Annotated in this window: 5 protein-coding genes; 4 read left to right on the plus strand and 1 reads right to left on the minus strand. The window is 68.4% G+C overall.

Annotated features, from left to right (window positions below; all coding sequences use genetic code 11):
• The first annotated feature begins 282 nt into the window (after nt 1-282).
• Nucleotides 283-1,029 (plus strand): electron transfer flavoprotein subunit beta/FixA family protein, encoded by a 747-nt coding sequence (locus ACILRJ_RS15705; RefSeq protein WP_395684142.1) that lies wholly within the window; start codon nt 283-285, stop codon nt 1,027-1,029.
• Between the two features lie 150 nt (nt 1,030-1,179).
• Nucleotides 1,180-2,127 carry an electron transfer flavoprotein subunit alpha/FixB family protein gene (locus ACILRJ_RS15710; protein WP_395684143.1) on the plus strand — a complete coding sequence of 316 codons (948 nt, stop codon included), beginning with the start codon at nt 1,180-1,182 and terminating at the stop codon, nt 2,125-2,127.
• Between the two features lie 251 nt (nt 2,128-2,378).
• Here the strand turns inward: ACILRJ_RS15710 and ACILRJ_RS15715 are convergent, their stop codons facing one another.
• Nucleotides 2,379-3,959: a GMC family oxidoreductase gene (locus ACILRJ_RS15715; RefSeq protein WP_395684144.1), complete on the minus strand. Its 1,581-nt coding sequence runs from the start codon at nt 3,957-3,959 to the stop codon at nt 2,379-2,381.
• A 197-nt stretch (nt 3,960-4,156) separates the two neighbouring features.
• Here ACILRJ_RS15715 and ACILRJ_RS15720 point away from each other — a divergent pair, with 197 nt between their 5' ends.
• Nucleotides 4,157-5,551 carry an amidase gene (locus tag ACILRJ_RS15720; protein ID WP_395684145.1) on the plus strand — a complete coding sequence of 465 codons (1,395 nt, stop codon included), beginning with the start codon at nt 4,157-4,159 and terminating at the stop codon, nt 5,549-5,551.
• Nucleotides 5,552-6,016: 465 nt separating this feature from the next.
• A partial coding sequence (locus tag ACILRJ_RS15725; protein ID WP_395684146.1) for a hypothetical protein occupies nt 6,017-13,101 on the plus strand: 7,085 nt, incomplete at its 3' end.

A 13,101-nucleotide genomic window follows, 5' to 3' on the forward strand; every position in this document is an offset into this window, starting at 1 on the left:
AGCGCGTGAGTCGCGCCGCGCCTACGTCGCAGACGTCGACGCGCGGGCGACCGGTGCGGCCGTTTGCGCAAGTCTTGCGCAACCCCGCTTGACAGCCGCATGGCAGCGGCGTTTGCACACTTCGATACAGGACTTGTCCACAGGGCTGTCCACGCCGGCTGTGGAAAACCCGCGACATCCCGTCGCGGAGGTGGTCCGGCGCCGGCGCCGTGTTTCCGCTAAAATCGCGCCTCTTTGCGCGGCCCCGGGCCGCGCGGTTCTCCCAGCGAGGTTCGACACCCGATGAAGATCCTGGTCGGCTATAAGCGCGTCGTCGATTACAACGTGCGCATCCAGGTCAAGCCGGACGGTTCCGGCGTGGTCACCGATGGCGTCAAGCTGTCGGCCAATCCGTTCGACGACATCGCGCTGGAAGAAGCGCTGCGGTTGCGCGAGAAAGGCGTCGCGAGCGAGGTGATCGTCGCGACGATCGGCCCGGCCGATGCGCAGGCGCACATCCGCAACGGCCTCGCGATGGGCGCGAACCGCGCGATCCACGTCGTCACGAACGAGGCGATCCAGCCGCTCACCGCGGCGCGCGCGCTGCTGAAGCTGGTCGAGAAGGAACAGCCCGGCATCGTCCTGCTCGGCAAGCAGGCGATCGACGACGACTGCAACCAGACCGGCCAGATGCTCGCGGCGCTGTGGGGTCGCCCGCAGGCGACGTTCGCGTCGAAGGTCGAGATTTCCGGACAGGTCGCCCGGGTGACGCGCGAAGTCGATGCCGGCCTCGAGACGATCGAAGTCGATCTGCCCGCAGTGATCACCACCGACCTGCGCCTCAACGAACCGCGCTTCATCAAGCTGCCGGACATCATGAAGGCGAAGTCCAAGCCGATCGAGACGATCGAGTTCGCCAGCCTCGGCGTCGAGTCCGGCGACCACCTCAAGACGACCCGCTACGCGCCTCCCGCGAAACGCAGCAAGGGCGTGATGGTCAAGGACGTGGCGGAACTCGTCGCCGCGCTGAAGAACAAGGGGTTGGTCTAGCTTTTCCTTCCCCTTGGGAGAAGGTGCCGAAGGCGGATGAGGGAAGCGCCTCCCGGTCAAGAAGATACCGCGAACACTTGATGTCCTTCCCTCATCCGGCGCTGCGCGCCACCTTCTTCCGGCGGGAGAAGGGAAGCAAAGGAAACGACCATGTCCAAGATTCTCATCATCGCCGAACACCAGGACGGCAAACTCAACGGCAGCACGGCGCGTTGCGTCACCTGCGCCAGGGATCTCAAGGCCGAGTCGATCGACGTGCTCGTGCTCGCGGCCGACCCGGCCGGCGTGGCCGCAGAGGCCGCGAAGATCGACGGCGTGTCGAAGGTGCTGACCGTGGCGCGCGCCGAGAATGCGCACGCACTCGCGGCGGTGCATGCGCCGCAGATCGCCGCAGCGGCGAAGAACGGCTACACGCACGTGCTCGCACCGTCGACGACGTTCGGCAAGGACGTGCTGCCGCGCGCCGCCGCCCTGCTCGGCGTCGCGCAGGTGTCGGACATTTCCGCCGTCGAAGGCACGCACACGTTCAAGCGCCCGATCTACGCCGGCAACGCGATCGTCACGGTTGAAGCGCCCGCCGGCAGCGTGCTGGTCGGCACCGTGCGCACCGCCTCCTACGCGGCCGCCGCGAACGGCGCCAATGCGGCGCCGATCGAAGCACTCGCACTCGACGCCGCGCTGCCGACGCACACGCGCTTCGTCGGCCTCGCGCAGGGCAAGAGCGACCGCCCGGACCTGCAGGGCGCCGCGCGCGTCGTCTCCGGTGGCCGTGCGCTCGGTTCGTCGGACGCGTTCAAGATCATCTACGCGCTCGCCGACAAGATGGGCGCAGCGGTCGGCGCCTCGCGCGCGGCAGTCGACGCCGGCTACGTGCCGAGCGACCTGCAGGTTGGCCAGACCGGCAAGATCATCGCGCCGGACCTGTACGTCGCGATCGGCATTTCCGGCGCGATCCAGCACCTCACCGGCATCAAGGATGCCGGCACGATCGTCGCGATCAACAAGGATGCCGAAGCGCCGATCTTCGAGATCGCCGACTACGGCCTCGTCGGCGACCTGTTCAAGCTGGTGCCGGAACTGGAGCAGGCGCTCGGCTGATTCCCCCTCTCCCGCTTGCGGGAGAGGGCTGGGGTGAGGGGAGATCGGAGCGCAGCGTTCGAAGGAAGATACCTTCGGCCTCGCTGTCCCTCACCCGCCGCGCTGCGCGCGTCGACCTCTCCCGCAAGCGGGAGAGGTGAATGCAATGCGTTGCGTTTCCTGGCTGAGCCACAGCTTCTGTGGGAGCGGCGGAAGCCGCGATGCTTAGGCTTCGATCGTCGTAAGCATCGCGGCTTCCGCCGCTCCTGCAGTCAAAGCGCGAGCAGAAGGTCCGAAGCACGCTCCGCAATCATGATGGTCGGCGCATTCGTGTTGCCGCCGATCAGCGTCGGCATGATCGACGCGTCGACCACGCGCAGGCCCTCGACGCCGCGCACGCGCAGCTCGCTGTCGACCACCGCTGCGTCGTCCTTGCCCATGCGGCAGGAACCGACCGGGTGGTAGATCGTCTCGGCCTTGCGACGCACGAATGCGGCGAGATCCGCATCGTCGTCCGCGTCGGTGCCCGGGAAAATCTCTTCGCCGCGATACGGCGCGAACGGTTCCTGCGCGAGGATCGTGCGCGACAGGCGCGCGCCCTCGACCATCATGCGCAAGTCATGGCCCTCGGCATCGCCGAGGTAGTTCGCGTGGATCGCCGCGTGCGCCGCCGGATCCGCCGATTTGAGGCGGATCGCGCCGCGACTCTTCGGGCGCAGGCTGCACGCGTGCACGGTGTAGCCGTAACCGTCGAGGCGGTGGCGACCGTGGTCGTCGAGCAGGGCCGGCACGAAGTGGAACTGCATGTCGCAGCGCTCGTCCGGCGCGAGGCGCGAACGCAGGAAACCGCCCGCCTCGGCGATGTTCGAGCTGCCGATGCCGTCGCGCTTCAACAGGAAGCGCAGCGCGACCGCGAGGTCGTTGGTTTTGTCGTAGGTGATCGCGCGCGTCGAGCGCACCAGCGTGCAGATGTCGAGATGATCCTGCAGGTTCGCACCGACGCCGGCGCGATCGAGCGCGACCGCGACGCCGTGTTCGCGCAGATGATCGGCCGGACCGATACCGGACAGCATCAGCAGCTGCGGCGAATTGACCGCGCCGCCGGCGAGGATCACGTTGCCCGCCTCGGCGCGTTCGAGCCGGCCGCGATGGCGGTATGACACGCCGACCGCGCGTCCGCCCTCGAGCAGGACGCGCGTGGTCAGCGCGCGCGTGTGCACGGCGAGGTTCGAGCGGGCGAGTGCAGGGCGCAGATAGGCGACCGCGGCCGAGCAGCGCGCACCGTTGCGCTGGGTCACCGCGTAGTAGCCGAAGCCTTCCTGCGTGGCAGCGTTGAAGTCGTCGTTGCGCGGCTGGCCCGCCTCGGCGGCCGCGTCGATGAATGCCTGCGACAGCACGTTGTGGTGACGCAGCGGCGACACCGTCAGCGGACCGTCGGCGCCGTGGAACGCATCGGCACCGCGCACGTTGCCTTCGCTGCGCTTGAACACGTCGAGCACGTTCGACCAGGCCCAGCGCGGATCGCCGCTTGCGGTCGCCCACTCGTCGTAGTCGCGCGGCGTGCCGCGCGTGTAGCACATCGCGTTGATCGAACTGGATCCGCCGAGCACCTTGCCGCGCGGCCACCACAGGCGGCGCCCGCCGAGGTTCGGCTCGGGTTCGGTGGTGTAGTCCCAGTTCACGCCCTTCTTGCCGACCAGCTTGGCGAGCCCGGCCGGCATATGGATGAACGGGTGCCAGTCACGGCCACCGGCCTCGAGCAGCAGCACGCGGTTGGCGGGATTCGCGCTGAGGCGGTTCGCCAGCACGCAACCGGCCGAACCGGCGCCGACGATCACATAGTCGTAGGTCATCGAGCGAGCGTATGCGGGCGGGTTAGAGTGGTTGCTCCAGTGGCTGCGCGCGTGGCACGCGCGCCCTTGCGGGCCGCTTCGTTCGCTCTGCAAGCGCGACCGCTGCCCGGCGGCAGCCGCGCTCCCCGCATTGCGCCGCGCCATGCGAATCCGCGTCCCTCGGGCATAATCGACCTCCGACAACGCCTTCAAAAACCATGACGGATCACCCCGGCGACACCGAATTGCGCGGCGCTGCCGCGTTCCAGCAACTGCACTGGCTGGCCAGCGCCCGCGTCGACAGCACGCACCTGATGCACGCCTACGCCGGCGCGATCGCACGCGAGAATCCGCGCCTCAACGCGTACACCGCGCTCGATCCGCGCATGGAGGAACATGCAGCGGCCAGCGACGCGCGCCGGCGCGAGGGCCGCACGATCGGTCGCCTCGACGGCCTCGCCGTCGCGATCAAGGACAACTTCGACGTCGCCGGACTGCCGACCACGGCCGGCTTGCCGGGTCGCCGCACGCATACCGCGCCGCACGATGCCAGCGCCGTCGCGCGCCTGCGCGCGGCGGGCGCGGTCATCCTCGGCAAGACCAACCTCGACGAAGGCGCGCTCGGCACGTTCTCGGCCAATCCGCACTACGGCGCCGTGCACAATCCCTTGCGCAACGCGTACACCGCGGGAGGTTCGTCCGGCGGTTCGGCCGCGGCGGTGGCCGCCGGCCTGTGCAGCTTCGCGATCGGCAGCGACACGCTCGGTTCGGTACGCATTCCGGCCAGCCACTGCGGCGTGTACGCGCTCAAGCCGACCCACGGCGAAATCTCCACCCGCGGCATGGTGCGCGCCGCGCGCCGCCTCGACTGCGTCGGCATCCTCGCGCGTTCGGTCGAGGACCTCGCGATCGTCGTGCAGGTGCTCGACGCACACGACCCCGCCGACCCGCGCTCGCGCCGCCGGCGCGTGCCGCTGGCCACGCCGGACTGGGAGCCCGGTCGCCTGCGCAGCGCGTTCGCGCGCGACCTCGGCGTGCTCGGCGTCACGCCCGAGGTGCGCGCGGTGTTCGATGCCGCCGTCACGCGCATCGGCGGCGTGCTCGGCCAGCGTGTCGAGATGGATTTTTCCGACCACGATCTCGCGCGCACGCGGCGCGCCGCGTTGCTGGTGATGGAAAGCGAACTCGGCGTCGAACTCGCCAACGACCTCGCCGACACCGCGCACCCGCTGTCGCCGCGCCTGCGCTCGATGCTCGACTACGCGAAAGGCAAGTCCGCGGTCGACTACGCCGCCGCGGATCGTGCGCTCGATGCGACCGTGCTGAAGGCGCGGCGCGTGTTCGAGGACATCGACGTGCTGGTGCTGCCGACCGTCTCGCACGGCGCCTATCCGCTCGCCGAAGGGGAACGCGCGAACGACGCCGACCTCACCGCGTTCGCGAGCCTCGCCGGGTGTCCCGCGGTCAGCCTGCCGATGGGCCGCCTGCCCGATGGCCTGCCGGTCGGCCTGCAACTCGTCGGTCGCCCCGGCGCCGACCTGCGCCTGCTCGAGCTCGCAGCGATCTGCGGGGCCACGCTCGACAGTGCACCGACCTATCCCGTCGCAGGCTGATCCGGATTTGCATTGCCTCCGCCTGCAGGCGGAGGCTTCGCCACGATCAATCCCTCGTCCTGGCGATATTTTTCCCTCGGTTACAAGTGATCTTGGCCCGATCCTTGCTGTGTCGGTTAGACTCGCGCGCTTCGGAACCGTGATCCGGTTGACGTTTTTGGCCTTTGCGCGCGTCTGTCCTCTGCCGCTGTAGCGATACTTTTGGGGTGATGAGTCATGGGGATCGACCGCAACGGCGCTGCCGTGCGCCGCCTGTTCAGCTGCGCGGCAGCTACAGCGAAGCTTGAAAAGACGCAGGAATGCTCGTCAGCGCTTAGTCGTGCTGTCTGCGGTCGGAATTTGCGCAGGGAGTCATCCTGTGCCAATTCTGGTGGCTCGAACCACGCATTCTTGAGGCGCACTTCCGCCCGCAGGGGCGACGACGGCGCTTGGCGCGGGCTTCTGGCCTCGTTGTGCTTGCTGGCCATGTTCATGGTCGGCGCGCCGGATGCGCACGCGCAGGCGCAACGCGGCTTCGCCAACCTCGGCTTCGAACTGCCGAGCGCGGGCGCGTCCTCGTGCTCTTTCCAGATCGATGCCGGCCAGGTCCCCGGCTGGGAGACGACGCATCCTTCGGCTGGGGGCAATGCATGCGCGCCGAACATAGCGGCAACCACCGGTCCGCTCATCGAGATCTGGTCCAACAACTTCAACGGCATCGCCGCTCGGCAGGGAACGCAGTTCGCCGAGCTCAATGCCCAGCAGGCCTCTCGCCTGTATCAGAACGTGTGCATGGTTACCGGCGAAACCGTGAGCTGGACCTTCAGCCATCGCGGACGCCAGAGTGCAACGACCGGTGACGTCACCGAATTCCGCATCGGCAATACCGCCGGCACCAATCGCGTCGTGCAGGCGCTGGATTCCAACGACGGCAATCCGGGCGCCGCAACCTGCTTCGCCAACGATGGCTCGGTAACGGCGGGTACCTGCGCGCGCGTGACGACGGCCGGCTGGGGCGACTACAGCGGCAGCTTCGTCTGGACCGGCGCGGCCGGCGTGCAGCGGATCGGCTTCGAGGCAATTTCTTCCGCGGGCGGGGACAATTCCTTCGGCAACTTCATCGACAACGTCCAGGTCGTGCTGAAGCCGTTCGTCGAACTGGCCGGCAACAGCAGCCTGACCGAAGGTGGTGTGCTGACGCCACCCCAGATCCGCGTCGTGGGTACGGTGCCTGCGGGTGGCATGAATGTGCAGGTCGTGTTGACCGGCACTGCCACGCTCAACAGCGATTACACCACTGCGAGCGGCACGACGACCGTCACGGTCGCGGTACCCGCCGGTTTTTACGATGGCACGACAGCCGCCAGCCAGTTCGATGTGCCGATATCCAGCATCGTCGACGATGCGGTGATCGAGAACAACGAAACCGTCCTGATGACGGTGCAGCCGTCGGCGAGCTATCTCATCGCATCGACTGCCGCTTGCGGCGGCGTGCCGAGCACCACCGCCACGCTGACCATTGTCGACAACGACATCGACCTCAGGACAACAAAGGCGGTCAACAACCCGACGCCGGCGCTCGGCTCCACGGTGCAATACACCGTGACTTACAGCAACAACACGGCGCGGCCGACCGTCGCTCCGTTGACCGCACACGATGCGCTTGCAGCGGTCGCCGACGCGGTTCCAGCCGGTCTTGCGTTTACTTCCTGGACATGCACCGCCAGCAATGGCGCAAGTTGTCCGGGTGGCGCGGTCAACGGCACCACGAGCGGTTCCGGTGCGATCAGCGGTAACGCCAGCCTGCCTGCCGGAAACGCGGTGGCGGGAGGCACGGTCAGCTACGTCATCAACGCCACGGTCAATGCGTGCGGCAGCAGCATCCTCAATACCTCCACCATCACCGACCCGGCCGGTTTCGCCGAAGGTACCTCGGTGCAGGCCGGTTTCACCTCGCCCGCACCTGGGGGAGCCGCCGACAACACGGCGACTGCATCGATCCTGTCGCCCTGTCCGCAATTGACGGTAAGCAAGACCGCAAGCCCTAACCCGTTCACGGTCGGCCAGCCGGCGAGTTACGCGATCACGGTGCAAAACACCGGCAGCAGCAGCACGATCGGCAATATCGTGATCGCCGATACCTTGCCCACCGGCATCACGCTGTCGAGCACGAGCGGCGCCAACTGGAGCTGCACGGGCACGACCGTGCTTGGCTGCACTTTCACCGGCACGCTTGCGGCCGGCGCGAACACGGTGCTGACCTTGAATGTCACCGTGGGTTCCACGGCGACAACCGGCAACAACAGCGCTACTGCGAGCGGCGGTGGCGACGGCAGTTGCCCGGCCGCTGCACGTTGCACCGGCACGGTCACCACTCCGGTGACGCCGAGCGCGGACATCCGCTCGGTCAAGACCGGCACGGCGAGTGTGGGCTTGGGCGGTGCCTTGTCGTACACGGTGGTGGTGAGCAACCTCGGTCCGAGCGCCGCGAACGGCACGACGTTCAGCGATGCGGTGCCCGCAGGCGTGACATCGGTGGCGGCGAGCTGCGGCACGCCGACCGGTGGCGCCGCATGCGGCACGGTGAACGTGGCGGGCAACAACGTGACGAGCACGATCACGACGTTGCCCTCGGGCGGCAGCGTGACGTTCACGATCACCGGCACGGCGCCGACGAGCGGAACGTCGGTGACGAACAGCGCGACGGCGCAGCCGCCGTCGGGAACGACCGACCCGGTGCCGGGCAACAACACCGGCACGGCGACGACGAACCTGCTGCAGCCGCAGCTGACGGTGACGAAGACGGCGACGCCGAACCCGTTCATCGTCGGGCAGGCGGCGAGCTACACGATCACGGTCGCGAATGGCGGCGCAGGTCCGACGGCGGGGAACATCACGGTGTCCGACACGCTGCCGGCGGGGATCACCCTGGCGAGCGCGACGGGTGCGAACTGGAGTTGCATCGGCACGACGGCGCTGAGCTGCACGTACACCGGCACGATCGCGGCGGGCGGCAGCACGACGCTGACGTTGAACGTGACGGTGGCGGCGAGCGCGGCGAACGCGAACAACAGCGCGACGGCGAGCGGTGGCGGCGATCCGACGTGCCCGGCAGCGGCGCGCTGCACCGGCACGACGACGGTGCCGGTCAACCCGAGCGCGGACATCGCGGTGACCAAGAGCGTGGAGAACGCGACGCCGAACGTCGGCGATGACGTGACGTTCACGGTGACGGTGACGAACAACGGCCCGAACAATGCGACGGGTCTCGCGGTCCTCGATGCATTGCCGAGCGGCCTGCTGTACGTGTCGTCCACGCCGTCACAGGGCACGTACGACAACAACACGGGCCTGTGGACGGTCGGTGCGCTGGTGAATGGTGCGAACGCAACGCTGGACATCACCGCGACCGTGCTGACGCCGGGCTCGATCACCAATACCGCGACGAAGAGCGCAGGCGACCAGTTCGATCCGAACACCGGCAACAACGCGGGTTCGGCCTCGCTCAATGCGCAGCCGTCGGCGGACCTGCAGCTGGCCAAGACAGTCGACAACGCGACCCCGAACCTCGGCACGAACGTGACGTACACGGTGACGGTGACGATCGCGGGTCCGAACGACGCGACGAACGTGTCGGTGGACGACCTGTTGCCGATGGGTCTGGTGTACGTGTCGTCGACGGCGTCGCAGGGCATCTACGACGACAACGTCGGCCTGTGGACGATCGGCAGCGTGGCGGCGGGCAACAGTGTGACGCTGCAGATCGTGGCGACGGTGACGTTGCCGGGCGACATCACGAACACGGCGACGGTGGATGCGGACGAGCACGACCCGAACACGACGAACAACACGGGCGGCGTGACGCTGAACGGCCAGTCGGCGGACATCCAGGTGCTGAAGGGCGTGGACAACGCCAACCCGATCCGTGGCGACCAGGTGACGTTCACGATCACGGCGACGAACAACGGACCGAGTGCGGCGACGGGCGTGGCGCTCAGCGACGTGCTGCCGGCGGGCTTGATCTTCGTGTCGGCGACGCCGAGCCAGGGTGCATACAACACGGGCACGGGTACGTGGACGGTGGGCAACCTCGCGGCGAGTGGCGCGGGTGCGACGGCGACGTTGACGATCGTGGCGGATGTGGACACCGACAGCGGGTTCACGAACACGGCCAGCCTGTCGGCGATCGACCAGACCGATCCGAACCCGGGCAACAACAGCGCGAGCGTGGTGGTCACACCGATCGCGAGCGCGGACCTCGCCGTCGTCAAGACCGGTCCGGCAACGGCTACGGCAGGAACGAACGTCAGCTACACGCTCGCGGTGACCAACAACGGTCCGAGTCCGGCCGCCGGCGTATCGCTCGCCGATCCGACCCCGGCCGGGCTGACGTTCGTGTCTGCCACGGCGCCCTGCGCAGGCGGCTTCCCCTGCGCCCTCGGCACGCTTGCGGGTGGCGCAAGTGTCAACGTAACGGTGACGTTCGCCGTGCCGGCGAACGGCAGCGGATCGATCACCAATACGGCGACGCTGTCGAGCACGACGTCCGATCCGACGCCGGGCAACAACAGCAGCAGCGTGACGACGACGATCGCGTCGTCGGCCAACGTGTCGGTCGTGAAGACCGGCCCGGCGAGCGCGACTGCGGGCCAGAACGTCGTTTACACGCTCGCCGTGCACAACGCGGGACCGAGCGACGCGGCGAACGTGTCGCTGGCCGATCCGACCCCTGCGGGGCTGACCTTCGTCTCGGCGACGGCACCCTGCACGGGAGGCTTCCCATGCAATCTCGGCACGCTCGCGAACGGCGCGACGACGAACATCACCGTGACCTACCTCGTCGGCGCCGGCGTGACCGGTCCGATCGCGAACACGGCGACGGTATCGAGCCCCACGCCCGATCCGACGCCGGCTGACAACGCGAGCACCGTCAGCACGCCGGTGACCACGAGTGCCGACCTTGCGGTCGTGAAGACCGGTCCCGCCAGTGCGACGGCGGGTCAGAACGTGGTCTACACACTCGCGGTCACCAACAACGGCACGAGCAATGCGGCCAACGTATCGCTCGCAGATCCGACGCCGGCCGGCCTGAGCTTCGTGTCGGCGACGGCGCCCTGCGCCGGCGGATTCCCTTGCAACCTGGGAACGCTCGGCAGCGGCGTCGGTGTCAGCGTGACGGTGACCTATGCCGTCGGTGCCGGCGTGACCGGCTCGATCGCGAACACGGCAACCGTATCGAGCACGACGCCCGATCCGACGCCCGGCAACAACAGCAGCACGGCGAACACGCTGGTCACGACCAGCGCGGACGTGCAGGTCGTCAAGACCGGCCCGGCGACCGCCACGGCCGGAACGAGCGTCAGTTACGCGCTCGCGGTCACGAACAACGGTCCGAGCAATGCCGCGAACGTTGCGTTGGCCGATCCCACACCGGCGGGCCTGACCTTCGTGTCGGCGACGGCACCCTGTGCCGGCGGCTTCCCGTGCAACCTGGGAACGCTCGGCAACGGCGTCGGCGTCAGCGTGACGGTGACCTACGCGGTCGGTGCCGGCGTAACCGGTCCGGTCACGAACGCGGCTGCGGTGTCGAGCACGACGATCGATCCGACACCGGGCAACAACACCAGCAGCGTGACGACGACGATCTCGGCGTCGGCGGATGTGTCGGTCGTGAAGACCGGTCCGGCCAATGCGACCGCGGGCCAGAACGTCAGCTACACGCTCGCCGTGCACAATGCGGGTCCGAGCGATGCAGCGAGCGTCGTGCTGGCGGATCCGACGCCGGCCGGCTTGACCTTCGTGTCGGCCACCGCGCCTTGCGCGGGAGGCTTCCCATGCAATCTTGGCACGCTCGCGAACGGCGCGACGACGAACATCAACGTGACGTACCTGGTCGGCGCCGGTGTGACCGGATCCGTGATCAACGCGGCGGCGGTGTCGAGTCCGACGCCCGATCCGGCGACGACGAACAACAGCAGCAGCGTGACGACGACCATCACGACGAGCGCCGACGTGCAGGTCGTGAAGACCGGCCCGGCGACGGCGACGGCAGGAACGAACGTCAGTTACACGCTCGCGGTCACGAACAACGGTCCGAGCAATGCCGCGAACGTTGCGCTGGCCGATCCCGCACCGGCGGGCCTGACCTTCGTGTCGGCGACGGCGCCTTGCGCCGGCGGTTTCCCGTGCAACCTGGGGACGCTCGGCAACGGCGTCGGTCTGAGCGTGACGGTGACCTATGCCGTCGGTGCCGGCGTGACCGGCCCGATCACGAACACGGCGACCGTGTCGAGCACGACGACCGATCCGACCGCGGGCAACAACACCAGCAGCGTCACGACGACGGTTGCAGCGTCGGCGAACGTGTCGGTCGTGAAGACCGGTCCGGCCGGTGCGACCGCGGGCCAGAACGTGAGCTACACGCTCGCGGTCACGAACAACGGACCGAGCAATGCGACGAACGTGTCGCTGGCGGATCCGACGCCGGCCGGCCTGACCTTCGTGTCGGCCACCGCGCCCTGCACGGGCGGGTTCCCGTGCAACCTCGGGACGCTCGCGAACGGCGCCGGCGTCAGCGTGACCGTGACGTACTCGGTCGGTGCCGGCGTGACGGGTTCGATCACGAACGCGGCGACCGTGTCGAGTCCGACACCGGACCCGACGCCATCCGACAACACCAGCACGGTCGTCACGCCGGTCGCGACGAGCGCGGACATCGAAGCGGTGAAGACAGGCACGGCGTCGGTGGGTTACGGCGGCGCGCTGAGCTACGCGGTGGTGGTGACGAACCACGGCCCGAGCAACGCGAACGGCACGACGTTCAGCGACGCGGTGCCGGCCGGGATCACGGCGGTGGGCGCGAGCTGCGGAACTCCGACCGGCGGCGCGGCGTGCGGCACGGTGAACGTGGCGGGCAACAACGTGACGAGCACGATCACGACGTTGCCCTCGGGCGGCAGCGTGACGTTCACGATCACCGGCACGGCGCCGACGAGCGGAACGTCGGTGACGAACACCGCGACGGCGAACCCGCCGTCGGGGACGACCGACCCGGTGCCGGGCAACAACACCGGCACGGCGACGACGAACCTGCTGCAGCCGCAGCTGACGGTGACGAAGACGGCGACGCCGAACCCGTTCGTCGTCGGACAGGCGGCGAGCTACACGATCACGGTGTCGAACACGGGCGCAGGCCCGACCGCAGGCAACATCACGGTCGCGGACACGCTGCCGACGGGGATCACCCTGGCGAGCGCGACGGGTGCGAACTGGAGTTGCACCGGCACGACGGCATTGAGCTGCACCTTCACCGGCACGATCGCGGCGGGTGCGAACACGGTGCTGACCCTGAACGTCAACGTCGGTGCGACAGCGACGAATGGCAACAACAGCGCTGCCGCCAGCGGCGGCGGCGATCCGACCTGTCCGGCGGCTGCACGTTGCACCGGCACGGTCACCACTCCGGTGACGCCGAGCGCGGACATCCGCTCGGTCAAGACCGGCACGGCGAGTGTGGGCTTGGGCGGTGCCTTGTCGTACACGGTGGTGGTGAGCAACCTCGGTCCGAGCGC

The organism is Dokdonella sp. (assembly GCF_044227025.1).
Classification (GTDB): domain Bacteria; phylum Pseudomonadota; class Gammaproteobacteria; order Xanthomonadales; family Rhodanobacteraceae; genus Dokdonella_A.

Coding starts and splice junctions, on each gene's coding strand:
- ACILRJ_RS15705 (WP_395684142.1), top strand. CDS start 283: ATGAAGATCCTGGTCGGCTATAAGCGCGTCGTCGATTACAACGTGCGC.
- ACILRJ_RS15710 (WP_395684143.1), top strand. CDS start 1,180: ATGTCCAAGATTCTCATCATCGCCGAACACCAGGACGGCAAACTCAAC.
- ACILRJ_RS15715 (WP_395684144.1), bottom strand. CDS start 3,959: ATGACCTACGACTATGTGATCGTCGGCGCCGGTTCGGCCGGTTGCGTG.
- ACILRJ_RS15720 (WP_395684145.1), top strand. CDS start 4,157: ATGACGGATCACCCCGGCGACACCGAATTGCGCGGCGCTGCCGCGTTC.